The 25928-nt window shown below is 39.2% G+C and carries 27 protein-coding genes, 2 pseudogenes and 1 other annotated feature (1 of these 30 cut by a window edge); of the genes and pseudogenes, 4 read left to right on the top strand and 25 right to left on the bottom strand.

The window, feature by feature from the left end:
- Positions 1-28: 28 nt before the first annotated feature.
- From dhaM to BK584_RS17760, 15 genes are all read right to left on the bottom strand, one after another.
- Positions 29-412, bottom strand: coding sequence for a dihydroxyacetone kinase phosphoryl donor subunit DhaM (gene dhaM / locus BK584_RS17830; RefSeq protein ID WP_078393821.1), 384 nt, complete (start codon positions 410-412; stop codon positions 29-31).
- On the bottom strand, positions 412-1014 hold the full coding sequence (gene dhaL / locus BK584_RS17825; protein ID WP_078393820.1) for a dihydroxyacetone kinase subunit DhaL: 603 nt from the start codon (positions 1012-1014) through the stop codon (positions 412-414). The genes dhaM and dhaL overlap by 1 nt, the downstream gene beginning before the upstream one ends.
- Complete coding sequence (gene dhaK, locus BK584_RS17820; RefSeq protein ID WP_078393819.1) at positions 1007-1999, bottom strand: dihydroxyacetone kinase subunit DhaK; 993 nt, start codon at positions 1997-1999, stop codon at positions 1007-1009. Before dhaK ends, dhaL begins: the two co-directional genes overlap by 8 nt.
- A gap of 99 nt (positions 2000-2098) precedes the next feature.
- Positions 2099-2278 carry a DUF4177 domain-containing protein gene (locus BK584_RS17815; protein WP_078393818.1) on the bottom strand — a complete coding sequence of 60 codons (180 nt, stop codon included), beginning with the start codon at positions 2276-2278 and terminating at the stop codon, positions 2099-2101.
- Between the two features lie 310 nt (positions 2279-2588).
- Positions 2589-3551 carry a sugar phosphate isomerase/epimerase family protein gene (locus BK584_RS17810; protein WP_078393817.1) on the bottom strand — a complete coding sequence of 321 codons (963 nt, stop codon included), beginning with the start codon at positions 3549-3551 and terminating at the stop codon, positions 2589-2591.
- Between the two features lie 19 nt (positions 3552-3570).
- Positions 3571-4404 (bottom strand): carbohydrate ABC transporter permease, encoded by an 834-nt coding sequence (locus BK584_RS17805; protein ID WP_078393816.1) that lies wholly within the window; start codon positions 4402-4404, stop codon positions 3571-3573.
- Positions 4401-5330 carry a carbohydrate ABC transporter permease gene (locus BK584_RS17800; protein ID WP_078393815.1) on the bottom strand — a complete coding sequence of 310 codons (930 nt, stop codon included), beginning with the start codon at positions 5328-5330 and terminating at the stop codon, positions 4401-4403. The genes BK584_RS17805 and BK584_RS17800 overlap by 4 nt, the downstream gene beginning before the upstream one ends.
- A gap of 17 nt (positions 5331-5347) precedes the next feature.
- Positions 5348-6571 (bottom strand): ABC transporter substrate-binding protein, encoded by a 1224-nt coding sequence (locus BK584_RS17795; protein ID WP_078393814.1) that lies wholly within the window; start codon positions 6569-6571, stop codon positions 5348-5350.
- Positions 6572-6623: 52 nt separating this feature from the next.
- Positions 6624-7640, bottom strand: coding sequence for a Gfo/Idh/MocA family protein (locus BK584_RS17790; RefSeq protein WP_078393813.1), 1017 nt, complete (start codon positions 7638-7640; stop codon positions 6624-6626).
- Positions 7641-7733: 93 nt separating this feature from the next.
- Positions 7734-8741: a LacI family DNA-binding transcriptional regulator gene (locus BK584_RS17785; protein ID WP_169871356.1), complete on the bottom strand. Its 1008-nt coding sequence runs from the start codon at positions 8739-8741 to the stop codon at positions 7734-7736.
- A gap of 226 nt (positions 8742-8967) precedes the next feature.
- Positions 8968-9240, bottom strand: a complete 273-nt coding sequence (locus BK584_RS17780; RefSeq protein ID WP_078393811.1) for an alpha/beta hydrolase — start codon at positions 9238-9240, stop codon at positions 8968-8970.
- A gap of 241 nt (positions 9241-9481) precedes the next feature.
- Positions 9482-9766, bottom strand: coding sequence for an RNA polymerase alpha subunit C-terminal domain-containing protein (locus BK584_RS17775; protein WP_078393810.1), 285 nt, complete (start codon positions 9764-9766; stop codon positions 9482-9484).
- A gap of 167 nt (positions 9767-9933) precedes the next feature.
- Positions 9934-11397, bottom strand: a complete 1464-nt coding sequence (locus BK584_RS17770) for an Msr family ABC-F type ribosomal protection protein (protein WP_078395728.1) — start codon at positions 11395-11397, stop codon at positions 9934-9936.
- Between the two features lie 360 nt (positions 11398-11757).
- Entirely contained in the window at positions 11758-12207 is a 450-nt protein-coding gene (locus BK584_RS17765) for a GNAT family N-acetyltransferase (RefSeq protein ID WP_078393809.1), read from the bottom strand.
- A 185-nt stretch (positions 12208-12392) separates the two neighbouring features.
- Positions 12393-12872, bottom strand: coding sequence for an SRPBCC domain-containing protein (locus BK584_RS17760; protein WP_078393808.1), 480 nt, complete (start codon positions 12870-12872; stop codon positions 12393-12395).
- A 723-nt stretch (positions 12873-13595) separates the two neighbouring features.
- Between BK584_RS17760 and BK584_RS17750 the strand changes: the two genes are divergently transcribed.
- From BK584_RS17750 to BK584_RS17740, 3 genes are all read left to right on the top strand, one after another.
- Entirely contained in the window at positions 13596-14588 is a 993-nt protein-coding gene (locus BK584_RS17750; RefSeq protein ID WP_169871354.1) for a TraB/GumN family protein, read from the top strand.
- A gap of 223 nt (positions 14589-14811) precedes the next feature.
- Positions 14812-15894: an NAD(P)H-binding protein gene (locus BK584_RS17745; RefSeq protein WP_367579300.1), complete on the top strand. Its 1083-nt coding sequence runs from the start codon at positions 14812-14814 to the stop codon at positions 15892-15894.
- Positions 15895-16530: 636 nt separating this feature from the next.
- Positions 16531-17628, top strand: a complete 1098-nt coding sequence (locus tag BK584_RS17740; protein WP_078393806.1) for a CAP domain-containing protein — start codon at positions 16531-16533, stop codon at positions 17626-17628.
- A 148-nt stretch (positions 17629-17776) separates the two neighbouring features.
- Here the strand turns inward: BK584_RS17740 and BK584_RS17735 are convergent, their stop codons facing one another.
- The 6 genes from BK584_RS17735 to BK584_RS17710 all read right to left on the bottom strand — a co-directional run bounded on the left by BK584_RS17735 (position 17777) and on the right by BK584_RS17710 (position 21674).
- Positions 17777-18220 carry a GNAT family N-acetyltransferase gene (locus BK584_RS17735; RefSeq protein WP_078393805.1) on the bottom strand — a complete coding sequence of 148 codons (444 nt, stop codon included), beginning with the start codon at positions 18218-18220 and terminating at the stop codon, positions 17777-17779.
- A gap of 216 nt (positions 18221-18436) precedes the next feature.
- A complete protein-coding gene (locus BK584_RS17730) occupies positions 18437-19423 on the bottom strand; it encodes an alpha/beta fold hydrolase (protein WP_078393804.1) in 987 nt (328 codons plus the stop codon).
- A gap of 257 nt (positions 19424-19680) precedes the next feature.
- Positions 19681-20052, bottom strand: coding sequence for an iron chaperone (locus tag BK584_RS17725; RefSeq protein ID WP_078393803.1), 372 nt, complete (start codon positions 20050-20052; stop codon positions 19681-19683).
- 44 nt (positions 20053-20096) lie between these two features.
- Positions 20097-20735 (bottom strand): HAAS signaling domain-containing protein, encoded by a 639-nt coding sequence (locus BK584_RS17720; RefSeq protein WP_078393802.1) that lies wholly within the window; start codon positions 20733-20735, stop codon positions 20097-20099.
- Positions 20732-21076 carry a PadR family transcriptional regulator gene (locus BK584_RS17715; protein ID WP_245808900.1) on the bottom strand — a complete coding sequence of 115 codons (345 nt, stop codon included), beginning with the start codon at positions 21074-21076 and terminating at the stop codon, positions 20732-20734. The genes BK584_RS17720 and BK584_RS17715 overlap by 4 nt, the downstream gene beginning before the upstream one ends.
- Before the next feature lie 133 nt (positions 21077-21209).
- Positions 21210-21674, bottom strand: a complete 465-nt coding sequence (locus BK584_RS17710) for a hypothetical protein (RefSeq protein WP_078393801.1) — start codon at positions 21672-21674, stop codon at positions 21210-21212.
- Positions 21675-21761: 87 nt separating this feature from the next.
- Between BK584_RS17710 and BK584_RS17705 the strand changes: the two are divergent.
- Positions 21762-21977, top strand: a pseudogene (locus BK584_RS17705) (ZinT/AdcA family metal-binding protein); the annotation flags it as partial.
- 123 nt (positions 21978-22100) lie between these two features.
- On the opposite strand, the pseudogene BK584_RS17700 reads toward BK584_RS17705, so the two are convergent.
- The 4 genes and pseudogenes from BK584_RS17700 to BK584_RS17685 all read right to left on the bottom strand — a co-directional run.
- Positions 22101-22376 (bottom strand): annotated as a pseudogene (locus BK584_RS17700) (helix-turn-helix transcriptional regulator); the annotation flags it as partial.
- A gap of 65 nt (positions 22377-22441) precedes the next feature.
- Complete coding sequence (locus BK584_RS17695; RefSeq protein ID WP_078393799.1) at positions 22442-23515, bottom strand: saccharopine dehydrogenase NADP-binding domain-containing protein; 1074 nt, start codon at positions 23513-23515, stop codon at positions 22442-22444.
- An 87-nt stretch (positions 23516-23602) separates the two neighbouring features.
- Positions 23603-24343: a class I SAM-dependent methyltransferase gene (locus BK584_RS17690; RefSeq protein WP_078395724.1), complete on the bottom strand. Its 741-nt coding sequence runs from the start codon at positions 24341-24343 to the stop codon at positions 23603-23605.
- A 274-nt stretch (positions 24344-24617) separates the two neighbouring features.
- The gene (locus BK584_RS17685; protein ID WP_078393798.1) at positions 24618-25841 is read right to left on the bottom strand and encodes an MFS transporter; all 1224 of its coding nucleotides are present in this window, start codon (positions 25839-25841) and stop codon (positions 24618-24620) included.
- A 69-nt stretch (positions 25842-25910) separates the two neighbouring features.
- Positions 25911-25928 (bottom strand) — a binding site (T-box leader); it runs 245 nt beyond the window's last position.

The raw sequence follows: 25928 nt of genomic DNA, 5'->3' as shown, positions 1-25928 counted from the left end.
CTAAAGTAGCTCATGTTCTATGTTGCGATTATCGGTCTTTTTTATATCCACCTTCGGCCTTCTCTTTGACTTCTTCCAGCGAGAGACCAAGCCCAGCACTAATTGTTGCAACATAACCTGCTTCGATTAGCGGCGCGTCAGAAATAGCAATCGAGTAATTCGGAAACATTTCAACCACCATTTCTGCATTCATTTTTGCACTGCCAATATCATAAAAAATAAGAATTTCTTGTTCTTCTGGAATTTCCTCAAGCACTGTGTGAATTCGATCAATGCTCGTGCCAATTTCTCCATCCCCAAGACCGCCACTCGCATAAACATCTACTTCTGAATTTGCTTGTCGGAATAAGCGTGCGGCTCCTTCTGCTAGTTCTTCAACATGGGACAAAACAACAATGGCAACATTTGCCATTACGTTTCAGCTCCTTTCATAACAATCGCTAATGCGTGAAACAAGTAATAACTCGACACCGCACCTGGATCAAGATGTCCTACAGAACGCTCTTCTAACAAAGCGCCACGTCCACGCTTTACAACAAACTCCTTCGTTTGCTCCATCCCCTGCTTGGCAACAGTCTCCATCTCCGACCAGTCAACTCCGTGTTCTGCCACACTTTTAGCAACTGGATCAAATACATCGAGCAGCGTTCCATCACCAGGAGATGCCTTCCCTCGTTTTGCAATGCCATCTGTCGCTTTCTCTAATCCATCTCTCCACGCATGATCGTCTTCCTTAAAGGCGATGCTCATACGCATAAATGCCGTACCGAATAAAGGCCCAGAAGCGCCGCCGACTTTAGAGACAAGAGTCGTACCGATTTTTTGCAGTGTTGCTGATACCGACTCCTCTCCCCATTCAGCTAATCCGTCGACGACCGCTTTAAACCCTCGATCCATATTCACTCCGTGGTCCCCATCTCCAACCACTTGGTCAAGTTCCGATAATTCTTCTTTATGTTCATGAATCAATTGATACGTTTTTTTCATCCAAGAGTCTAGCTGTTCTTTATTCATTGGAACCACCTTCCATCCATTGAATGGTCGTTGCTTTTGACGCAATATAGCCTTCTAGTTCCTCATCAAGCGCGAGCAGTGTTAAAGAAATACCAGCCATATCAAGGCTTGTCATATAATCGCCTACAAGCATCGTTCTCATTGTACGGCCTTGTTCATCAAGGAGTCGCTTCACATCTCCTGCAAAAACATATTGCTCTAGTAATGGCGTGCTACCCATGCCATTTACAAGCACAAGCAGCGGTGCCTTCCCGTCCACTTCTTTTAATAGATGCCCAAGCAACAAATCTGCCGTTTCAGCCGACGTCATGACGTCACGACGGTGCATCCCTTGTTCGCCATGGATCCCAATGCCAACTTCCATTTCATTTTCATTTAGTTGAAAACTCGTTTTTCCCGCTACCGGAAGTGTACAAGAAGATAACGCCACACTCATGCTTCGAATCCTCTTAACCGCCTTTTCAGCTATCGCTTTAACGTTTGTTAAAGAAGAACCTGCTTCCGCCGCAGCACCGGCAATTTTATGAACAAGTACAGTACCCGCAATCCCTCGACGCTGGTCAGGATTAGCCACTGAAACATCATCATTTATAATTACAATTTCTACCGCTATTCCTTCCGCATCAGCCATTTCTTGTGCCATTTCAGCATTCATTACGTCACCGTTGTAATTTTTAATAAGTAATACGACGCCTTTTCCTTGATTAGCTGCTTGAATGGCTGTTAAAAATTGATCAGCTCCTGGGGATGTAAATACTTCACCCGCAACAGCTGCATCAAGCATCCCTTCACCGACATACCCAGCATGTGCCGGTTCGTGTCCGCTTCCTCCACCACTAACAAGGCCAACTTTATTTTTCGTCATGTTTTTTCGAACAATGATATTCGCACCTTCCACACGTTCAATTAAATTCGGATGTGCGGCAATTAAACCTTCTAAAAATTGGTTTACCATGTGATTAGGATCGTTCATCAGTTTTTTCACGAAAAGGCTCTCCCCTTCAAACGTTTTGACTGTCCCTTACCTCATTCCTCAAACGAAATTGGATTAAACGTCGAAGCTATTAATCAACCACCTTGGTCATTATGATTTTCTCTTCAATATGGCCGAATGTTCACTGTATGTCGTTCCGAAGATTTGCTGCGGTTGAAGTACGTTATCCAAGGTCCAACCATTTGCAGCTTCCTCGTTCAAAATCCGAGCAATTTCTTCTCGGTTCTTTTTTGATGTCCCATAAGGCAAACTAATTACTTTATATTCCATTGCTCACCCTCCCTTTTCACGCTCATTTTCTGTCACACACATGTTTTAATCTATGGATAACTCCACGTTGTTCCCTTCTCTACTTTCAAGTGCTGTTAATAAACCTTATTTATCCCCTGTTATCTGTTTATAAATTAGCATTGATGTGGATATTCTGTTTGTTTGGTCTTTTTAAACAATATGTACCCGGTATGCTTGTGTATAAATCGCCATAACTCATCACTCTTTAATCAAAAGAACGGACTACCTCGTTGGCAGTCCGTCCCCTTCTTATCTAATCAAACAAAATGACTTGATAGACGCTGAACGCCTATGCCCACCACATTTCTCCAGCCGCATTCTCGACAATGGAATCTTTTAAGAATGCAATGGCTTTGTTAAGACCTTCTTCATTGGTCATTAACCCATCTTCATGTTCGATACTAATAGCTCCTTTGTACCCAACTAATTGCAAGGCACTAATTATATCGCGCCACACTTCTTCGTTATGTCCATATCCGACCGTTCGAAAAACCCATGAGCGGTTTTCCATATCTTGATAAGGTTTCATATCAAGAACGCCGTTGCGCTCAGCATTGATACGCTCCACTTTCGTATCCTTCGCGTGAAAGTGATAAATGGCTTCTCCTAGCTCACGTATGCAAATTGCTGGATCCATCCCTTGCCAAAAATAATGACTAGGGTCAAAGTTCGCCCCAATTTGAGTCCCGCACTCCTGTCGCAAGCGAAGCATTGTCTCGTTATTGTAAACGACAAAACCAGGATGTGGTTCAATAGCTACACGTATATCATGCTTTCTAAGAAGCTCATTTTTCTTACGCCAATATGGAATCACTTTTTCTTCCCACTGCCACTTTAGCATCTCCGAAAAATCATGTGGCCAAGGACATGTGTTCCATACCGGGTATTTGGAGTGCTCTGATTCTCCTGGGCACCCAGAAAAAGTTACAACCGTATCGACGCCAAGCTTTGCTGCTAATTCAACAGTAGCATCAAAGACCCTGTCATGATCATCACCAACATCCGGATTTGGATGAAGTCCGTTTCCGTGACAACTTAAAGCGCTAATCGTTATGTTTCTTTGTTCAAACGTTTGTTTAAAAGCACTTAGTTTCTGTTCATCTTGAAGCAATTCCATTGGTTTACAATGGGCGTCGCCAATATAACCTCCGGTACCGATTTCAACAGTATGGAGTCCTTTTGATTGGATATGATCAAGCATCTCTTCGAGTGATTTTTTACCGTATAAGACTGCAAAAACACCTAATTTCATTAGTAAAACCCTCCTATTATTATTTCATTGATCCAGATGCAATTCCTTCGACGATATGCTTTTGGAAGAAAATAAATATGAGAATGATTGGAATGACCGCAACAAATGAAACGGCCATTAAACTGTTCCAATCTGTCCCGTATTGACCGATAAATGTAAACAGATAAAGTGTTAGTGGGCGAATGCTTTCATCTGTCGTTAAAATGAGCGCAAATAACAAGTCACCCCAAGCAAACAAGAAAGCAAATAAGCCCACTGTCAGTAAACCAGGTTTAGCAAGTGGCAAAATGATTCGAACAAAGGTGAAGAATCGATTGCTCCCATCAATGGCAGCTGCTTCTTCTAAGCCTTTAGGGATCGACATGAAGAATGGACGCAGCACTAGTATCGCAAAAGGCATTGCGGTGGTTGTATTTGCCAAGATTAGTGCAGGGAAGCTATTCAATAACCCTAACGATGAAAACAACAAGAAAAATGGCAACGCCAACATAATACTCGGTAACATCTGAGTCACCAACATGATTCCAATAATCGGTCCCTTTCCTTTTATATCAAGCCTTGCCAAAGCATAGGCGATTGGTGCGGCAAGCAATAAAGTTAATAATAGAGTTCCGCCTGCAATGATGATGCTATTCCCAAAGTAACCGAGTAGATCAGGGTTTCTAAGAATATTTTCTGTGTACGCCTCTGCGGTTACATTTGATGGAACCAATTCTGGTGGAACGGAAAAAATGGAAGACATCGGTTTAATCGATGTTGTAAACATCCAATAAACAGGAAACAAAAAGAGCATCGTTGAGAATAGCGCGATCACGGTTGCAACGGATTGGCTCTGCCAAAATCGATTTTTCATTCTGTTTCCTCCTTATTAACAAAATACAAGTACACTAGCGAGACGACGATTAACATAAACAACATGATGGTTGTAATCGTAGCGCCAATACTAAAGTTGTAATGGATGAAAGCTTGTTCATAGGCATAAAAAGGAACAACTGTAGACGAGTAAACTGGTCCACCTTGTGTCATGATTAAAATAATGTCAAACACTTTAAAGGTATAAATGATCCCAAGCATAACGAGGATAAACAAGGTCGGTTTTAACAAAGGCAGCGTAATCGAAAACAACTGTCTTGCCTTAGATGCTCCGTCCACTCGTGCTGCTTCATACACTTCTACCGGCAACGATTGAAGTGCCGCCAATAAAATAACCATGTTAAACGGAATGCCAATCCAAATATTTGCAATAATGGTGCTATAAAGAGCGGTATTTTCATTTGACACCCAATAAATCGGCTCTTGAATAAAACCGATCCACATGAGGAAATGATTAATAATGCCGTACTCCCCAGCAAACATCCATTGAAATAAATTTCCTGTGATAACAAGCGGAATCATCCATGCCATTAAAATAAGAGAACGCATGATGCCCCTACCTGGAAATTTCCGATTAAAGAACAAGGCCAAAGTGAGTCCAATTAGAAATTGAAACACAAGACAGAGACTTGTAAATATGATGGAATTCCAAATCGAGGACAAAAAAATCGGATCCGATAATACGGTTAAATAATTGTCAAACCAGATAAAATCAGAACCGGACATAATATTGAATACGGTTACATTTTTAAAGGTTAAAAACACATTGTATGCAATTGGAAACAACATAAATACGGTTAGAAACAGCAACCCTGGTAAGACAAACAAGTAATTGCCATATGTTTTAAAAATGTTTTTCTTTTGTCGAACTGACGGCGTGCCCCATTCTGCTTTGCTCGGCTGCATGATCCTCACCCCTTCCTTTACTGGTTTAACTCAAACAACGCCTCTACCTCTGTCGCTGTACGATTAATTGCCTCATCCATCTCTTGTGATCCACTTAAGACTCCTTGGATCATGTTTTGGACTTCATTTGAAATGGCAGGATATTGCTCACCATAAGCACGGGGGCGAGCGAACTCCATACTTGTCGCAAAAGCCTGATAATACTCGTCATCTTGCCAATATGGATTCTCAATTAAATCTTCTCTTGCAGGTAAATAGTTTTTCGCTTGAACCATCTCTAGCAAAACCTCTTCCTCTTGTAAAAACGAAAGGACTTGCCATGCTTCTTCAATATGGTCAGACGAGCTGCCAATAGCGAAGTTCTCACCGCCAATCGCAGTTGCTTGTTCTTCCTTAGCAGGTAGAGGAACAACACCCCAATCAAAGTCAAGGGAATCACGTAACTGCTCGACTTGCCATGTCCCGTTAACCATCATCGCTGTGCTTCCATTCACAAACTGCATCGCCACATCTTGTTGATTCAGCGTCAGCACTTCACGCGACATATAGCCTTGGTCAATCATATCCTTCCAAAGCGATAATGCTTCCGCCGTTTCATCACTGCGCAACTGATCTAAATCTCCTCCTGCTTGCCATAAAAACGGTAAGAATTGAAAAGATCCTTCCTCACTTTGTACAGCAGCAACGGAAAGTGGGTAGTTTATGTCCGTTTCAGTTAACGCTTCTGCCGTTTCCATTAGTTCATCCCATGTTTCTGGTGGATCTACTCCAATATCAGCAAGCACTTCTTCGTTATAGAATAACGCCAAGTTATTGCTACCAAACGGCAATCCATAGTTACGACCTTGGTACATCGTTGACTCCCAAGGCCCTTCGAAATAGAGGTCTGCTTCTCCCCATTCCTCAACAAAACTGGTCAAATCTGCTAACGCGCCGGCAGCTGCTAATGCTTGATGATTTGGGTTATCGACAATCATAATATCCGGAAGCTCGCCTCCAACCATCGCTAACAACAACTTGCGCTGCATTTCAGAAAATGGTACTGATACTCGCTCAATAGCTATGTCTGGGTTCGCATCCTCAAATTTTTCAATTGCATTGATTACTGATACATCAGTACCGTCTCTACTACCGTATGTATCCCACCAACTCAGTGTCGTTTTTTCACTTGACGTCGTGTTCGCGCAGCCCATCGTTAGAGCGATTACGGCAAATGATCCCATTAAAAGGGCTTTTCTCATGGTTTAAACCTCCATAATTTGTCTTTACAGAGTAGCAGCTTACTAAGCTTGATCAACCAGTTGTTGTTTCAGCGCCTTTGACTGTTTGTTTTACTCCCGTTTTCGCAGCCTTGATGGCGGCATCAGTAACAGCTAGGCTTTTTATATTATCTACAATCGAAGTTGGTGGTTCTACATCATGTCGGATAGCTTCGATAAATGACTGAAGCGATAACAATCTGTCTGGGAGCGCTTGTTCAATGAGAGGAATTTTCTCTGGCTCTTGCTCTTCATCTTTATAGAAAAATACTTCATCATTAATTAGTTCCACTGCCCCTTTCTCACCAACAAGACGTAATTCACCATTCCACGGCGTTTGGCGTCCTTTCCCTGCCCAGCGACCAATGTAATTAATTGGGGTCGTTCCATCAAATAAAAGCGCCACATTCGCATGAGGCATGCCTTTAAACCAACTCCATGTAGGCCGAAAACTATGAGCGCTAATCTCAGTCACTTCTTTTCCAAGCAAAAAGCGCAAAATATCAAAGTGATGAATCGCCATGTCTTGTAAGAGAATATCTTCGTATTCGTCACGCCAACCACCAAATCGGGTCGCCCGGTTAAAATAATAATCGCCATATTCAATTTCTCCAATTGCCCCTTGCTCAACAAGTTTCTTAACGGTTTGAATTTGCGGGTTCCAACGATAATTTTGACTTACCATTACTTTTGAGTGATGATGACGAACAAAAGCAAGCAAATCTTCTGCTTCAGCCATCGTATTTGTTAACGGTTTTTCCATCACCACATGTAACCCGTTTTCAATCGCTTGCTTTGCTAAAGGTGCATGAGTAACAGGAGGAGTAATAATAAAGACAATGTCAGCTTTCGTTTGTTTAATCGCTTCACTTAAATCGGTAAAGGTACTAATCGAAGAACCATAGAGTTCTGTAACATTTTTCAAATTCGCTTCTAATTGATCAACCGCAGCGACAACTTCCACTTCCTCATAGCCAACCATTAATTCCAGCCATGATTGTCCAAAACCACCAACACCAACTTGAATCACACGCACTTTTTCTCTTTTCATAGAATCCTCCCATTATCTGAAAATTGATTATCGATCATCAAAAAACGACAAAAGAGTCACTCTGTCTTTATAACAGAGGTTTCTCTTTTCTTGTTATAAATAAAATGACGCGTTGCCTTTTAGTACAACTTCTAATTTTGTCAAATGAGTATGATTTGCCGATTGATCTTCTAAGATAAAAAAATCAAAGAGCTTTTTGATAGCCAAATAGCCTTGACTGACTGGATCTTGAGTAATCGTCGCTGATATCGTATTTGAATGGAGATGTTTATAAACCACTTCATTCATATCGTGGCCAACAAGTGCTTGAAGCTTGTGTCCACCCCGATAGAGTTCTTCTGCAATTTCCCCTAATTCAGCTGTCGCAATATACAACCCATCAAACTGCCGGAGCTTATCAAGGATGTCTTTTCCTTTGAACGGCATCTCTTCCCAAATGACCTCTGCAATTGTTAAACCGTATTCCTCAAGCCCCTTTTTAAACCCTGTCAATTTCTCTTTTACTTGAAGCGTTTGCTCTTTCGGTACATTTGCTAGCACCCCTATTTTCCCTTTAGGTACTACTAACTTTGCTAATAACTCTGCCGCCAGTTTTCCCGCCTGCTGATAATCCGATCCAACATAAAACTGTCGATTGCTGTTTAACGCATCTTCATTAAACGTACAATAAGGAACTTCAGATGAATCAAGCAATTGAACCAAAGCAGTATCTCCACCAGCAATCGCAAACGCATCATACGTCCCGCTTTTTATTAACTCACGGATTGAATCTGGGTTTGAGAAAAACTCATGCCATGGAAGTCGCCATTTATGTACAGTCACGCCATAATCTCGAAGTTCCTGTCCCGCTTGGTCGATTCCAAGTTCCACCTGCTCCCAAAAGTAGGCTGGATATTCTCGGTAAATAATTGCTACTGTAAATGTGACTTTCTTTGAAAGCATACTTGCCATTCGATTTGGTACATAGCCAAGTTCTTCAGCCTTTTCCAAAACACGATTTCTCATTTTGTTGCTTACGTTTGGTCGGTTGTTTAACACCCGATCGACTGTTGCAATGGAAATACCTAACTCTTTTGAAATTGCTTTTGCAGTCACTTTCATACGATCACCATTCTCGTCAATCATTGTTTGATAATTGATTATCGATCATCAATTATAGCGAAAAGATGTTCTAATAGCTACAAAATGAGCCACCACCTTTGTTTATCTTCTAAACGATGTTGTTCATACAATAATTGAAAGCGCTTTATTTGTCAAGAGCCCTTAGAGAACTTTTTAAGAAAAAACGCACACTCTCACTCACTGTACGTTTTCTACCTTAGCTATATTAAGCCCAATCTAGCTCTTCTAAAAAGCGGAAAACATCTTCGTGTACCTGATCTTTCTCCTTATCAAACGTAATAATATGTCCCGATTCCTTGTACCAGAGCAGTTGTTTTTCCTTTGACTTTGCTTGTTCATAAATACGTGTCGCGCTTTCTTGATACAACTCATCATCTAATTGGCCTTGCACGACTAACAGCGGCCTATCAATTTTTGACAGCTCTTCTCCTAAATGATCTAAAAATTCCTTTAACCTTCTTAAAGCAAGCATCTTCATTAACTGATCTATTTGTTTTTCTCTTTCTCCAGCAATCTTGGAATAGGAATGGCTCTATGCTTGAACTCGCTCGTATAAATCATCTTCCCTCTTCCCCTGAACTGGTGCACACATGGAGATAGCTCCTACTACAGGACATTCGATTGCTAGTTCAAACGCAAAAGCGCCTCCGTTTACTTAACCAAATTATCTTCCGTTAACTTCGTCTTCACATAATGCTCACCAATGACAAAATGAAAGATTATTTTCTAAATGAAAGACCTTTTTCTGCTAATGCTTGTTTAAAAATAGGTAATGAAGCAGGACCAATACCGTGAAGCTTCAAAATTTCTTTCTCTATATACCTTGATAATTCCTCCAAGGTTGTTACCTCTACATGAATTAACGCATTCCTTGCAGGTGCTGAAAGTTTTGACAAAAATCCACTTGTCGGTCCATTCTTTTTATTACAAGTAGGACAAGTTGGACAATCCGAGCTTTTATAATACGTATGACCTTTTTTACACGTTCTCAATTCTTTTGTCACTTTAACTGATTCCTCTCTTTGTCATATACTTTTATAATGATTAAAACCCCGGATTTCTTTCTCTCTCTTTCTAACGTTATACTCTTTTCCCTATGAGCACAAATACATTCTCAGCCCGTGCTTGTTGCTGATCATGTCGAAATGATTCCGCCAAGGAAACGAAGCTATTAATACCTTTGCTTCATCTCTTTCTTATCAATTTCATAGACATGATCAGCTACACGATCAACGAAAGCTCGGTCATGGCTTACAAGTAGGACAGTGCCTAAATAAGCGGAGAGAAAAGATTCTAATGCTGCCATACTGTGTAAATCAAGAAAATTGGTTGGTTCATCAAGTATAAGCACATTGTAACTACCTAGAAAAAGCTGGCAGAGAGTAAGTCTGATCGCTTCACCCCCACTCAATTCACTTACATCTTTTATTAAATCATTTCCTGTAAACGCCATCGCATGAAGAACAGAGCGAATTCTACTTTCCTGATATTCACTTTGCTCTTTCATAAACCCTATTACGGTCTTTCCTCGTTGGAATTGATAATCATGTTGACAATACGAACCAAAAACCACTTTTGGAGATAACACAATTCCATCACCTTGCTCAACAATATGCTTCAGCAATGTTGATTTCCCTGAACCGTTATTCCCTTTTATGGCAATTGTTTTGCCAAGAGGAAATTGAAAGCTCGCCTCTTCTAATAGAGTCTTTTTACCAACTGTAAGATGCACATGCTCTCCCATAACAGGAAACTTGTTATGCATTTGCAGTGTAGTGGGTTGTTGAAAACGAATCACTTTTTCTGCTTCAGGAGCTTCTACATCTTCTAATTGATTTGCTCTTTGTTCCAATGCCTTTGCAGACCGTTGAATGGCTTTCTGACTTGTGTCTTTTGATTTCGTCATAAACATCCGATTGGCCGGGGTTTTTGTTTCTTTTTTAGACATTGACGCATTTGCTAGAGTCACTTTCTCTGCTTTTTTCATTTTTTCTCCCGCAGCAGCAAGCAATCGACTTCTATCTTTTTCGTACTTCTGGTACTTCTTCAAGTGCTGCTTTTTCTCTAGCTCTTTCTGTTCCACATAGTCAGAATAATTCCCCGTGTACTCAGTCACCTTTCCGCGCTCTACTTCCCATATTTTTGTCACCACCTGATCAAGTAGATAGCGGTCATGACTTACAACGATTAAAGAACCATAGTAGTACGTTAACTCCTTAATCAAAAAATCAACTCCGTCCGCATCAAGGTGGGTTGTCGGTTCATCAAGAAGCAGACCTTCGTAGTAATGAGAAAACACTTGAGCCAATTTTAACTTCGTCTGTTCACCCCCACTTAGCTCACTAATATAATGGTCAGGTACTGATAGTTGACTAAGCACTTTATAATCAGCTTCTTGACTCGAAGGGGAATCAACTTGTTTGAAATACCCAAGTTCAACTTTCTGATTAACCTTCCCTTTAATCGGTTGAATTTCTCCTTTCATCACTTTTAACAACGTACTTTTCCCTTCACCATTCTTTCCAACAATCCCAATTCGATCAAATTGATAAACCGATAAGCTTTTTATATTTAATACCACTTTGTCTAAAAACGAGACCTTAATGTCTTTTAGTTCTAACGTTAGTTGTTCCATTCGTTTACACGTCCTTTTAATGAAAGGCGTGTAATCATAAAAACCCACAGACAGGCTCCTGTCTGTGGGTTGAGTAAACGAAAGAATAGGAAAAAATCGATCTTTCTATCCATCATAAAAAGAAAGACAGTCCTCTCTGCCTTTCTCCCGGTTTATACTTATTCACTTCCGTAGAGGATCATTAAAAAATGTGCAGACTACTCCCGTTTACTCTGCTTATGAAAACAGAGCCTTTGAACATATGAAGTTACCTATTGTTCAAAGCTACGTTACGTAATCTTCCTGAAATCATCTTTAACAATCCTCCTAGTAATTAGTTGTTTATTATATAGCACGTTTTCTACTCCATCAATCTTCTATTTACCCGGCTTCTTCCTCGTCACATTTGACCCATTCCATCAAATATTCTTGCTCCAATGTATTCTGATCAACAAACTCATCGACCACAACAAAGCCGTGGTTTTTATAGAATTGAACAGCTTTACTATTCTTTTTATACACTTTAAGCGTTATTTTCTCCCTGCAGCCTTTTATAAAACGAACAAACTCTTTTCCATATCCCTCACCTTGAAATGACTCATCAATGAACAGAGCAGCCATATAGTCTTCTACCATTGAAAGAAAACCAACCATGTTATGTTGAAGGCTGACAACATATGTTTCAGACATAGGAAGATACTTTTCTTTCATTGCATTTTTTTGAGATTCCCAATAGGTGCTTTCAATAAATTGATGGGCTTTCACTGAACTTCGATACCATATATCAATTATTTGATCTACTTCTTCCACCTTAGCTTCTCTAATGGTCATTGTTACTCGCTCCTTTGCCAATGCTTCTGGTTACTTGTCCCTATTTATATTACACGTAAGGCAAGCTCATTAAAAGAAGTGATCGTTGTACTCGGATTCAGGACCATAAGTCCCGATTCACACAACCCTCTGATAACCGTAACTCAATCTCCAAAGCATACAGTTATTTGTTCTGCAATAGATGTTTAACATTCAGTAAATGTTGCCAGGTTCTCCAACGTGGATTGTAAACCAACGTCATGATCTTCTTTTCGTATCCCTTCAGGAACATTCTCACAAATGACAGTCACTTTTGTGCCTTCTGGATGAGATTCTAATAGCCATTTTTGAATCATCTCACCAGTGAACTGTGTGTCCTCTGAATGAAAATGAACGGTTTTAACAATTCGTTTATCTGGAATTAGCTCCAAAAATTCTCCTTCAGTGACATCTCTATTTTCTGAGGTTTTACCCTGTATCTCTTCATCCCCTTCATAGATAAGAGTCATTCTATAAATACCGCCTTCCCTTACATCAAATGTATCGATATAACCAGACATTCCTTCCGGCGGAAGCCATAAAACGAGCGCTTCTGGATTCAACATTGCTTGATAAATTACTTGTGCTGACGCCCCAATGACTCTTGAAGCAGTATCAATTCTTTTGTTGGTATATGCATCTACCATTTAATCCCCTCCTCTATGATTACTCTTCATTACTCCCATATAAACAAGAATTTGTTCATTCGTTCATATAAAAAAATCGTATCCCCCCTTCCACTCAATTAGTGTAATACGCAAACTAATCCTATCGTTCTTCTCTATTGCTTTTTTTGAGACCGTGGACAAAATACGTCTAATAATCTGCAACAAGCGGACGGCATACGCGTAAACTCCGTCGCCTGTGAAAAGCATCTGTATGGCGGGAGTACCCGCAAATTGAGAACCACATCACCTTTCCATTTTCTTAGAAAAGGTTTGGTGACGATCTTGTTTTCACTGGACCTTTTCGACAAATGGCTATGTAATCCTTTCATTCTTTTCTGCGATTACATGGGGAGGCGAAAAAGAAAAAGATGGAATTTTACAAAATGAAGAATTAGGCAAAAAAATAACTGAGCAGAGTTCAAAGATCAGCTATTATATTTTAGTTGTTGTTTTGCTTATCGCTGTTTTCATAGATTACTCAATAAACGGCATTTACAATCTTCTTTTAGTAGGGATCTTAGGAATAGCTATGTTCTTGTTAACCTTCGTTCAATTTATCGTATCTAGAAGATATCAATAATCAATTACAAGTGATGATACCAGACTAAGATCGGTATTGGCTGTATTATTTTGGTATCGCTTTACTACACGATCAAATACATAGTACGATAATTAAGAAAACATACATCAGGAGGGATGGCCATGAAAAAGATCGCATTATCACTATCTCCACTTCTTGTCGCTAGTCTGTTAGTGGCATGCAACACCGATGATAATCAAGACGCTGGAGAAGAAAACAACGATCAACCCCAAGAGGAATCTGAAGACAACGGGGAAACGAACACAAATGATGAAGATGAAGAGGTTGCAAGTGGTGAAGGCAACGGTGGATTCTTATGGAAAGTTGAGCACGGTGATACAGAAATGTATTTACAAGGGACGGTGCATTTAGGAAATGACGATTTCTACCCACTTGATCCAATGATTGAAGAAGCTTTCGAGAGCGCTGATGTTGTTTTGCCGGAATTCAATTTGCTTGATTTTGACATATCCCAAGAAGAAATGTTGGAATATGCAATGTTTAATGATGATACGACCCTTGATGAGGTGCTTTCCGAGGAAACCTACGAGGAGCTTGCTTCTATTTTAGAACCTCAAGGGATTAGTATTGAGATGATGAACGAATTTCAACCGTGGTATATGGAAACGCTTCTGCTCGAGCTAGCCACAGCAGAAAGCAACGTGGATTCACAACAAGCAGTTGATCTTTATTTCCTTGAAAGAGCAGTAGAGGACGGAAAAGAAATCGTTGATTTAGAAAGTGCTGAACAGCAATTTGACATGCTTTCTAATTTTTCAATGGAAACTCAAGTACAGACATTAGAAAATGCAGTTCAACATTTTGAAGAGTCACCAGCTGAACTTGAAGCACTTGCACAAGGTTGGCTTGATGGGGACATGGATGCGATTCAAGCAATGACCACTGACATTGAAGAAGCTGGTGTGAATGAAGAATATTGGATTGAGATGAATGATAACCGCAATATTGAGATGGCAAATAAGCTCGACGAGATTTTACAAGAAGACAGCGGGCAAACTTATTTTGTCTTTGTCGGTACCGCTCATGTAGCAATTGATCCAAGCATCCCAACTGAACTTGAAGAGAAAGGTTACGAAGTTACTCAAGTTTATTAATGCTTATTCATTTAGAGTAAGAAACGATAATTAGGAGAGGCGCGTTCCGATTGTTCTGGGATGCGCTTTTCGGCTTGTAATGAACTAGAGTAAGTGCGTTTTATACGAACTTAAGGCACACTGTATTCGATTTATGTAGTGCTTCACTGGTTATGTGAGTTTTTGTTATACACGGCTTCCTTTTGGGTATGAATGAGTAAAGACAAGATGTAGGAGTGGAGAGATGAATTCATTTGAACAGGAAAATGGAGACAAACCGACGATTGCCCTTACCGGAGCAACAGGGTATATCGGCAGTAACCTCTTAAAGAAACTACAAAGACAAGCGAGTATTATTGCGCTATCACGTAGTGGGGATCAGCAAAAAAATACGGAAAACGTGACATGGCGTTCAGTAGACTTATTCTCACTGGCAGATGCAGAGAAAGGTCTTGAAGGTGCAGATTACGCTGTGTATTTAGTTCATTCCATGATTCCTTCCGCTAAACTAACACAAGCAAAGTTTGAGGACATGGATCTCATTCTTGCTGATAACTTTGCCCAGGCAGCGAAAAAAAATGGTGTAAAACAAATTATTTACTTAAGCGGCATCATTCCAAACGATACAGAAGAACTCTCTAGGCATTTAAAAAGCCGTAAAGAAGTGGAGGCTGTTTTAGGGGCATACGGTATTCCTGTAACAATTGTACGTGCAGGTCTCATTGTTGGTCCTAAAGGATCTTCGTTTCCAATCCTGAAGAAGCTCGTCAAACGTCTACCAATGATGCTCTTACCGAAATGGACTAGGCAAAAAACGCATCCCATTGCTTTAGCAGATGTCCTCCATACCTTAAAAGGAAGCATTGGTAGTAAACGTCTATCTGGAAAAACGATTGACGTTGGTGGACCTGATGTGATGACGTATCGCGAAATGATGATTGATACAGCCGAGGTCATGGGTAAGAAACGCAGACTTGTTAATGTTCCTTTTATGACCGTGAATTTATCTCGCCTTTGGGTTAGTGTTACAACAGGAACACCAAAAGAAATGGTCTACCCGCTCATTGAAAGTCTGGTTCACCCAATGGTTGCGAATCCAGAACAAATGGATGATGAATTAAGTTATGGGTGTATTCCATTTAAAGAAGCTGCTAAGTCAGCACTTGAAGATGATGAACAAGAATCATCAAAACCTAAGAAGAAAAAAGAAAAAAAGCAACTCCCGCGACAATCTCTGATGTCCGCTCGGTACAACGTGTTTTTCTCCCAGAAGGGAAAGATGCAAAATGGGCAGCTGATTATTACACGAAATGGCTTTCTGATATAGGTCGTCCTCTTATTAAAACGACGACAGACGCTGAGTACAATGCACGTATTTACCTTCTCGGCAAGACACTACTTGAGCTAACGTATTCAGAAGAAAGAAGCACAAATCAGCGTTCTCTTTTCTATATAACTGGTGGACTGTTTACAAAAATAAATGATGCACCTGGTAGAGGTCGTTTGGAATTTAGACAAATCCCTAACTCACAAGAATGCTTAATCGCTATCCATGAATACCGACCATCACTCCCTTGGCTCATTTATACCCTTACCCAAGCAAACGTGCATATATGGGTCATGTACTTGTTTAAAAAGCACTTGCTCCGTCTTGCGAAAGACAAAGACTCGAAACAACTCCCATTAAGTTCTCGCTCATAACAAATAAGACCTGCATTCTATAAGGGTTGTAGGTTCTTCCCCATCAACGTTTGACCTCACTAAAATTCGTCAATCATTATAAGAGGTTCATAGTAGTTTATTTAACGCCTGTCTATGATAGTCGCATTTTCCCATCATTTTTTACAAGCCTTTATTTGACTTTACCATTCTATCGATACGTATAATAAGAAGCAAGAACCTATACTAGTAAAGTAAAACGTTCGTAACAACAATAGACGTTTTCATAAAAAGAGGTGAGTATATGAAACGATTCCTTATTTTAGCGGTGATCGCAGTGATTGCATATAGCACAAGAGAAGCGTGGATTAATCCAGCGAAAAATGCCGTTGCCTCTTCAGTTGATTCCATCCGTTCATGGAGTGATTCAACTGATCTCTCGTTTAGTTCATTTGACGATTTCCTTGATTCTTTATTTGGGGATTTCATTCGTAATGATGCAAACGAATGGACCGAGGTTGAACCACCTTCATTAACGGAACCAGATGAGCAACTATTCTCTATTCATAGCATTGAATTAGGGGATTCTAGAGAATTCGTTGAAGAAGAATTAGGCGAAGAAGTGCGCAGTTCAGAGAACGAATACAATGTCGATTGGTATACGTACCACAAAGACTATCATCATTTCGTGATGGTCGCCTATGATGACGAGCACGTAGTCAAAGGTCTCTATACGAATCAAGATCTCATTGCCTCTCCAACAGAAATAACCCACGGTAGTGAGCAACAACATGTTCGCAATCAACTAGGAGAACCGGCTAGTGCAATTCAAAAGGGTCTCACTTCTTATCAAATGAATGATGATCAAGAGCACGACTTATTTCAACTAGATAATAGTTATGTGACCATTTTTTACGATGAACACCAAGATACCACTGTGACTGCAATTCAAATCATTGACCAGGATCTTGAACAAAACAAAAACTCACTTTATGCAGAACCAAGTCAAGAATTAAAAGAAGGCTTCGAGTATCAACTATTTGATTTAACTAATGCAGCGCGTGTTCAACACGAGTTGCCCATTCTAGAATGGGATGATGCTGTAAGAGAAACAGCAAGAAAACATAGCACAGATATGGCTGACCACAACTATTTTAACCATACGAACTTAGAAGGACAGTCTCCTTTTGATCGCCTACAAGAAGACAATATTCGTTTTACAACGGCTGGTGAAAATCTAGCATTTGGGCAGATGAGCAGTATCTTCGCTCATGAAGGACTCATGAACTCGTTAGGGCATAGAGAAAGCATTCTCCATGAAGACTTCAGAAACTTAGGCGTAGGCGTTGACTTTAACGATGATGCACAACCCTTTTATACTGAGAAGTTTTTCACAAGTTAAACAACAATACGTACGCCTCAAAAATAAAACGATTTGCATATCGAACAAAGGATTCAAAGATAAACGAAGTGGACGTTACTCATGGAACGTCCACTTCTCATATCCTTGCTTACAGATTAACTGCCTTCAGTTAAAGATGCATCAAACATTATGATTGCTTTGTGCTTGTAACTAAATTCTTTTTCAAATAATAATGTTCAAACTCTCTTCCTACATTATCAATACTGCCAAAAACGTGATAGCCATGTTTTTTGTAGAAATCAAGCGCTTGGAAGCTCAACGTATCTACTTTAATAAAATCGCATTTTTTTGCTATAGCGATTTTTTCGATCTCCATTAATAATTGACTTCCATACCCTTCTTTTCTTACGTCTGCATCCAGGATAAGGTATTCGATTTCAAGCCAATTCCAACAAATTTCACCAAGAATTCCTCCATGAACAACACCTTGTTCATCTTTAAGAAACAAGCTAATTTCTTCGTACCTCCCTCTTAAATCTTGTGGCAAATGATCTAAATTAAATGAGTAAAGTGCCTCTTCTATGAATTGTTTATCCTTCTTACTCGGTTCGTTTGTCAGATGAAGTTTCATTCATTAGTCCCCTATCTACGATCGCATAATTTCTGTTCCTCTTTATTATAAAGAATCAATAAAATGTTAAGACCCTTAAACATAGTTAATAAACATGTTTAAGGGTCTTTATCCAGATGAATTCTTAATCTCCTTTTCTACTCAAAAAATAAAAAAAGAGACGCTTCAATGACAAGCGCACTCACTCGTTAGATAACTTATCAATGAAACTTTTCCTCACATTCCAAGTACTTCTTTTTTTAGTAGTGAGAAAAAGACTTCTTTTTCTTCAATAAATGGCGCGTGCGAAGAGTGATCAAATGAGAAAAAGTTCTTTTTAGGAGCCGTAATTTCATTATAAAAACGAAGAGCTTGACGATGCGACGTAAGGCGATCATGTTTTCCTTGGAAGATATACACGGGAATTGTAAATTCCTTTATTTCATCCACTAAATCAGTTGTGGCCAGAACTTCTCCTAATACTTGGTAAGACGCGATGCTGCCCCTAAATACATTGGCTCTTTCTTTCAACGTATATATTCTCGTTGTAAACACATCTTTTAATCCTTGATAATTGGAATAGCCTTTTCGTAAAAATCCCCCGCCGAACTTATTTGTATATTTCCCCCTAATCAAGTTGTATTCTTGATTCTTATAATACTGCTCATCGAAACCGACTTTTTCAATTTCAGAAACCCACTTCTGATTTCCCGCTTCTTTCGCTTGCTCTAAAATAAATTGATAGGATTCTTCTTCTGTCCCTTTTGCTGAGCCTACATGACCAACGCCTAGATAGGCATGATACAAATCGGGATGAGTGCTCGCTGTTAGACTGCCTAAAAATGTCCCCCATGAGTGACCCATCAAGTAGATTTTTTCTTTTGAGAATTTATTTGCTACATAGTTACTCACTTCAACCGTATCGCTAATTAACTGTTCCAAAGTTAAGCTACTTTTATTTTCATCTGACAAATAGGACATCCCTGTACCTCTTTGATCCCAATAACAGACCGTAAACAACTGATGGAGTTCCACCTTATTTGCTTTCATAATTGGATAAAGAGGATAACCTGGGCCTCCATGTAAGACAAGTAAAACAGGTAAATCATTCCTTTTCGTCTCTATAATCAGTCCTTGCTTCACACCGTTAATTTCCACATATTCTTTTAAAATTGTTGTACCCGATTGATTTCGTTTTTCCTTAGATTCAATTAGTTTAGACATGTACGCATATCCTCCCACAACTCCGATCGTATAATCTAACTACGTTGATTATTGTAAAAAGTTCCACAAAAAAAAGACATTCCCACATCACGAGGAAATGTCTTTACTTTTTTTATGTTTTTTTAGTTCAGAGGGTCTTTTTCTTCCGAGTAATCAATTGAATCAGTAATTATTAGCTACAAGTTGTGCTTTACACCTTTGCAACTTTTAACATGTTCGTTGCCCAGATCTAAGAATCTCTAACATAACTAATTTTTCTATTGCCGCCAGAAAGTCGTACAATCTTCCTTATCCAATATATTAGTAGCGATGAGCTTCTCAAGTAACGAGTAATCCACCTCATGTTTCCACTTAATACGGATCAATTCCTTTGTGTGATCATAACCAGCTTCTACAATTTCCTTAGAAAACTGCTCGATGACTACCCTCTCTGGAGCAACAGCCATGTGTTGTTTCGCTATACTAAAGCCAATGATAAAGGTGTCATGGTCGGTAAACATCGGCTGATTCCAAGCAATTTTTGGCTTTAAATTCGGAAACTGCGTCAATACCCAAGTCAATACTTCTTTCATGCGCTCCCGATGATCAGGATTATCAACCTTAACCAAAAAGTCCGTAAACTCCTCCATCTAGTTTCCTCCTAAAGAACATGTTATGTTTGTTTAAACATACTTTATCTATAAACGTTCTTCAAATGATATAACTTTTTAAGAAACAAGAAAACACATAGAGCTACTAGCAAATAACCTATCATATATAGAAACGCTCTGTAATTGACGGTTCCATCAATTAGGCTTCTAATGATGAAAGCTGCCCCACCAATTGGAACAACGATAAATTGAATTTGTTTTCCAATTGACTTTAGGAAGTCGATCCTTTCTCCATTCCATTTTATGGACGACAGTGATAGGACTAGTAAAACTCCGATAATACTTAGCGTACCTACCATTAGTAACTCCCATTTTAATTCACCGTAGAAAACAGATACAGCAAGCAACCCAAACCCAGTGAAAAGAAAGCCGGTTCCAGCCTTAAAGCCAATATCATCTGTTTCAAATGTCGTTTCTTGAATTGCTGTATTTTCTGAGTTTATTTGTTTAGCCAATTCAACAGGAGAAATAAACTCAGATAACACGGCTTGAACGGCTTCTCTTCTTGACTCAGTCAAATGTTCACGTTCACTTATAGATGACTCTAAATGATTTTCAATTTCTAGTAACTGTGACTTCCGCTCCGACTTTGGTAATTTCCGACTTAACTGGTCTTCTAGTTGCTTTACATATGCTTCAACTGACGTATAATGGCTAGTCATAACAACTCTCCTTTCAATTGATCCACCGTATTAAAAAGGGCTTGGTATTCCTCCGTTCGTTTTCTGGCTATTTTAAATCCTTCCTCTGTTATTTTATAATATTTTCTCGTTGGCCCATCTTCAGACTCAACTGCATATGAAACAATCCAATTTTTATTCACTAATCTCTTCAAAATTGGGTAAATCGATCCTTCAGCTAAACGAAATAATTGAATTTCATTTAACTCTTTATTTATTTCATATCCATACATGTCTTGTCTATTTATTAATAATAGAATTGCTAACTCATACACACCTTTTTTCATTTGCAAAATCCACTTATCATCTGAGCTATTTTCCAATATCCCCTATCGGTTTTCTCACTACGAGGCACACCCGTCAGCTGTAGTGAATGGAACAGTTAACATGCAAACGTCCCTGACTTGAGAGCGATACAAATCAGGAACCAACCTGCTTTTCTCTTCCTAGTATCCTTTAAGAACGTCCCCCTACCTGTAACAAAAACCCCGGTATTAGTTGACTCAAGTAAATTAATAAGAACGTCCAAATTGCAATGCTTATGAGCAAACTGTGTAGCAACTTTTGTTTGGATACACCAAGAATAGAATGCATGGCAATGCCAACATGTCCACTAATCATAAAAGGAATAATTAAGGCAGCAATAAATACACCAAATCTCTCTACAACTTTATGAATCAGTTTTATTGCTCGATTTTCAGGATTCACTTGTGTAATTGGTCTTAAAATCCGACTGTCTTTATAACGGAAAATTAAGTACTGTAGGAAAATAATACTCGTAGCGTTACTAATAAACGCTATAAGAGCAACTCCTTTTGGATCTAATTGAAACAAGACAATTCCAACTGGTATACCAACAAAGATTTCAATGAATGGGCAAAAACTCAATAAAAATACAGTCACATAATGAACGAAATCCATAGCAGTCTCCTAACAATATAAGTGGTTTTTATTGTTAAGGTATGTCCCGATTTATCGTTTCATTCAACTAATCTTCTCTATTAATTCGTTCGCTACATCTTCAAACAGATCGAGGAATCAGATAACATGCCAACTTACATTCAGTTTAGTGACCACAGCATCTTCCCTACTAAATCCCATCATTTTCATCTTTATTGGGGAGATGATCGGGAGGCATTGCTGGAAGAAGTGACGAATTGGCCCACATACTATCCAATAGACCTTGATGCCGATCAGATAGCTCGCGAAATGATTGCACATTAATTTGAACTAGAAAAAGGGGGATACGTGTGGTAGCGTATCCCCATACTCTAGTAACTTTATATTTAATCTTTTGTGATGCGATTAACCGGAATCCATATTTCTGGTTCTACACACGTTGACCCTTCCGTGAGTAGGTAGGAGGAAGAAGTTGAACAGATATACTTTTAATGCCTGCCCATGCTTTCCTGCCTCTGATGGTGTGACACCATGTAAATGTAGAAAAGCACGAGTAAATGAATCCGGAGAATTATAACCATATTTTTTCGCGACATCAATTACTTTTATGCTGGATTGATTGAGTTCTAAGGCAGCCATACTTAGGCGTCTACGGCGGATGTATTCGGATAACGTTATCCCTGCAAGGAAAGAAAACATTCTTTTAAAATGATATTCAGAACAACAGCCAGTCGACCCTATATTTTATGCACAGTTATGCAGATGATTTTCTAATTAACTAGAAAAGGCTAGGAAATAGTTGGCTGTTCTTCTATGACAATGTCTTTGCTATTGATCTCTTTTAAAACCTCATCTAGACTGGCCATTTCAAACGGACACACGACACCGACTACACCTTTCTGCAATGCGATTTTTAATAGAGCGGCCGCAACCATTGCGGTAGTTCGATAATCAGATTCAGTAGATAAGCGTACTGATTGAACTTGTTCTGTTCCGCTGACTATCCCTTTTACTTCTACTGTTAAATAGGCCCTTTCCGTTTTCTTGGGGTTATGCTTCACTACTTTACTGAGAACCTTTCCATCAATCATAGGAATATAAGAAATCAATTTCGATTTTATTAGTAAGGTGATGAACAGGTTAAAACGACGTTTATTCCAAGACGTCCAGTAATGTACACTGTCAGCATCGAGACCTAGCTTTTGCACGATTATTTTTTTCTCTGAATGCTCAATCAGTCTCACTTCTGTGGCATTTTTTAAACTCTGAAACTCCATTTTTCGTTTCATTTGAAAGCCCCGCATACGCGTTCGCTCCATCATAACGGGCTCTGAGATAATCTTTAGCATATCCTTAATTCCAGAAGTTCCAACGTTCGCATTTACATTTTGTAATAAGCCAATATGAATTTCGGTTACTTTACTGAAAGGTTCAATCGCTTTTTTAACCATTAAAGCAGATAAACCTGGAAAAAAGCCAGTCATTACTACAGAGCCACTCCCTGCTTCTTCTGCTTCCTCATTTAAATTACTTACCTTATCGACAAACTCGTAGAATGGTGTCACATCCACACATAAAACCCCTTGCTCAATACACGCTTTTTGTATCAAAGGTTTTTCTTGTTTTAAGGCAATTACTACTCCATCCACATCTGCTAATACTTGATTTAGCCTTTCATTATCACCCAGAAAAAAATGACAAAACTGCACTTGACGATCAAAACCATCCGCCAGTCGCTTTCCTCGTTCCTTATCATAATCCGTAATAATGAGCTGTATTTCTAAATTAAATAACCGTAGTACTTCATGACAAATGAATTTCCCTAAAACCCCCGATGCTCCTACAACCATTATCCTTTTCATACCTACCCCCATTTCAACTTTGTTTTAAAAGATAAACAAACCACCCAATCAAAATCTCCATCTTTATCAAAGGAAAAACCTGATTCATTACTTTTGCGCTACAATCATAAACCTCTTAGCGTTTGTTCTAATACCTATTTCAGTTTTATTTTCTTGAATAAATGCACTAAGAATGTCAAAATCATTTTCCCTTTCACCAAATTCAGGAATAATCGGAGTATGTGTTAATAAGAAAATAAGATCTTCTGGCCTATGATAGTATTCCGTTGCGTTGTATTCAGTTGATTGAACATCAGAGAATCCCGCTTCTTCCAACTCATTTATGTATCTTTCTTTTAATGACCCTTCCTTCTCACCAAACGATTGTCCACGACCAAAAGCCGCTTTAAGATTAAGTTTATCAAATTCACTTACTTGCTGCGTTAAGAAAAGCCCCCCTTTTTTCAATACATTTACGACTTCTCTTGCACTGAATGGTGCGTGACAACTTGTAATGAGATCAAAAGATTCGGTTGGAAACGTTAATTTTTCAGACGACATTTGTGTCAAGCTGACATTAGACACGTTTGAATGATTAAGATTAGCTCTTGCTGTTTCCATCATGCCACTCGAAACATCAATTCCAACTAAAGAATGAAAGGAAGAGGCGATGTTCAGTAAGTTTTCGCCTCCGCCTGTACCAATGTCTAATAGAATATCAGAGCTTCTACCTCTCTTAAGTACTTCTTCATAAAAATTCCACGCAACAGCTTCAGTTGTAACTTGTACTTGACTAAAATCCCAACCATTTACTTGACCTACTTTATTGTAGAAGTCCTTTTCATTCATCTCTTCATTTCCACCCTTCAGCACTCATATACTCTCAACACCTATATATTATCTGAAATATCTTAACTTTACACTTCCTAACTTCTACTAACTAGTTAATAAAATGTAAGGAGATAGTTATCTGCTGCCCTTTGAATTCAAAGCGATAGGCTTGATTTCTCTCTAATTCTGGAAATTCATAATAGCGCCTGGATCAATTTGGATTTCCTCTAACACTTAACGCAACTTTACGGTCAAAAAATACTTAGAGATAAGAAGAGCAAATTTCGCTCTTTTACTTATCTATCAATCCCTTCTCCATAAAATACCCTTGCCTTTTCTTTCGTGTAACTAGAAAGTATGCCAAGATCCCTAGCAAGAGAAAGCCGCCAGAACCAATGAATCCCACTAGTCTAATTGATGTAAATTCTGCGGCAACACCTAATAAACCTGTGAGTCCTACGATTAGGACTGCTTCAACAACCCCAAACATACTGCCAAACCGACCCATCATTTGAACAGGTACATGATTTTGATAAAACGTTAAAAAACCTGTATTTGCGAACGTAATCGCAAAGCCAATTAAGAATACGCCCAGAACAGCGCTATAAAAACTTTGTGCACTATAAAAAACAAGATAACCTACGGCTATAAATGGGGTTCCGATACCAATTAAAAACCAAACCGCAAGTCGCTTCGTAAATACGGAATTAATGACCGAACCGAGAATGATCCCTATTCCAAATAGACTTAATAGAAAACCGTAATGAGCATCTTCTAATAAAAGAACCTTTTTGGCAAACGGGGATTCAAGCGAATCAATTGCGGTCATAAAAACCGTCATGCCACAAAACAAAAGATAGATCTTTACTACATAGGAAGATGTTTTACTAAAGCGCTTAACCATCTTAAAATCATTTTTTATGATCTCCCAAGTTAAATTTTGACCGATTGCTTCCTTTTTCATTACATCTACATTGGGTAAAAGCTGAATAATAAAGGCAGAGATGAAGAGAGCGAATGCATTTAAATGAATTGCAGTGTAAGGGGTTCCCAACCAAAAGAGAATGCCCGCGATCGAAGGGCCAATTAAAGTCCCACACGAATGAATGAAGCTGCGCAGCGCATTAAACCGTTGCCGATCTTCTTTTGGAATTAACCTTGTCATATACACCATTGCGGTCGGTTGGAAGATGGCACTCCCCATATTTATGATAAATGCAATTATATACACGAAAACAAGAGAGGGGAGAAACGGAATAAGCGCAATTCCACATGCTCGAAACAGATCCAACCAAATCATTAATTTCCTCGTATTCACACGGTCAATAAAACTACCAGCCCAAACATTTGAACAAATTGTCGCAATTGGACTTAGACTATAAAGCAACGCAACCGCAAGGGGGGAACCCGTTTCATTCAATACAATTAAATTGAGTGCAATTAAGTAAACCCATCCGCCGATATTTGAAACGCCTATCCCAGTTAATAGCAATAACGGATTTCTCCAGCTAGACATTCACACCACTCCTTTTCATTTGATCATGCAAAACCAAATAAAAAAATCTCACCCCCAAAACAAATTTGTTTTGGGGGCGAGATTACG

The organism is Shouchella patagoniensis (assembly GCF_002019705.1).
Lineage (GTDB): Bacteria > Bacillota > Bacilli > Bacillales > Bacillaceae_D > Shouchella > Shouchella patagoniensis.
The sequence above is the reverse complement of the archived record's forward strand: the minus strand, read 5'-3'. Positions and strand labels throughout refer to the sequence as shown.

Coding starts and splice junctions, on each gene's coding strand:
- dhaM (WP_078393821.1), bottom strand. CDS start 412: ATGGCAAATGTTGCCATTGTTGTTTTGTCCCATGTTGAAGAACTAGCA.
- dhaL (WP_078393820.1), bottom strand. CDS start 1,014: ATGAATAAAGAACAGCTAGACTCTTGGATGAAAAAAACGTATCAATTG.
- BK584_RS17815 (WP_078393818.1), bottom strand. CDS start 2,278: ATGGAATATAAAGTAATTAGTTTGCCTTATGGGACATCAAAAAAGAAC.
- BK584_RS17810 (WP_078393817.1), bottom strand. CDS start 3,551: ATGAAATTAGGTGTTTTTGCAGTCTTATACGGTAAAAAATCACTCGAA.
- BK584_RS17805 (WP_078393816.1), bottom strand. CDS start 4,404: ATGAAAAATCGATTTTGGCAGAGCCAATCCGTTGCAACCGTGATCGCG.
- BK584_RS17800 (WP_078393815.1), bottom strand. CDS start 5,330: ATGCAGCCGAGCAAAGCAGAATGGGGCACGCCGTCAGTTCGACAAAAG.
- BK584_RS17795 (WP_078393814.1), bottom strand. CDS start 6,571: ATGAGAAAAGCCCTTTTAATGGGATCATTTGCCGTAATCGCTCTAACG.
- BK584_RS17790 (WP_078393813.1), bottom strand. CDS start 7,640: ATGAAAAGAGAAAAAGTGCGTGTGATTCAAGTTGGTGTTGGTGGTTTT.
- BK584_RS17785 (WP_169871356.1), bottom strand. CDS start 8,741: ATGAAAGTGACTGCAAAAGCAATTTCAAAAGAGTTAGGTATTTCCATT.
- BK584_RS17780 (WP_078393811.1), bottom strand. CDS start 9,240: ATGAAGATGCTTGCTTTAAGAAGGTTAAAGGAATTTTTAGATCATTTA.
- BK584_RS17770 (WP_078395728.1), bottom strand. CDS start 11,397: ATGGAACAACTAACGTTAGAACTAAAAGACATTAAGGTCTCGTTTTTA.
- BK584_RS17765 (WP_078393809.1), bottom strand. CDS start 12,207: ATGACCATTAGAGAAGCTAAGGTGGAAGAAGTAGATCAAATAATTGAT.
- BK584_RS17760 (WP_078393808.1), bottom strand. CDS start 12,872: ATGGTAGATGCATATACCAACAAAAGAATTGATACTGCTTCAAGAGTC.
- BK584_RS17750 (WP_169871354.1), top strand. CDS start 13,596: ATGAAAAAGATCGCATTATCACTATCTCCACTTCTTGTCGCTAGTCTG.
- BK584_RS17745 (WP_367579300.1), top strand. CDS start 14,812: ATGAATTCATTTGAACAGGAAAATGGAGACAAACCGACGATTGCCCTT.
- BK584_RS17740 (WP_078393806.1), top strand. CDS start 16,531: ATGAAACGATTCCTTATTTTAGCGGTGATCGCAGTGATTGCATATAGC.
- BK584_RS17735 (WP_078393805.1), bottom strand. CDS start 18,220: ATGAAACTTCATCTGACAAACGAACCGAGTAAGAAGGATAAACAATTC.
- BK584_RS17730 (WP_078393804.1), bottom strand. CDS start 19,423: ATGTCTAAACTAATTGAATCTAAGGAAAAACGAAATCAATCGGGTACA.
- BK584_RS17725 (WP_078393803.1), bottom strand. CDS start 20,052: ATGGAGGAGTTTACGGACTTTTTGGTTAAGGTTGATAATCCTGATCAT.
- BK584_RS17720 (WP_078393802.1), bottom strand. CDS start 20,735: ATGACTAGCCATTATACGTCAGTTGAAGCATATGTAAAGCAACTAGAA.
- BK584_RS17710 (WP_078393801.1), bottom strand. CDS start 21,674: ATGGATTTCGTTCATTATGTGACTGTATTTTTATTGAGTTTTTGCCCA.
- BK584_RS17695 (WP_078393799.1), bottom strand. CDS start 23,515: ATGAAAAGGATAATGGTTGTAGGAGCATCGGGGGTTTTAGGGAAATTC.
- BK584_RS17690 (WP_078395724.1), bottom strand. CDS start 24,343: ATGAATGAAAAGGACTTCTACAATAAAGTAGGTCAAGTAAATGGTTGG.
- BK584_RS17685 (WP_078393798.1), bottom strand. CDS start 25,841: ATGTCTAGCTGGAGAAATCCGTTATTGCTATTAACTGGGATAGGCGTT.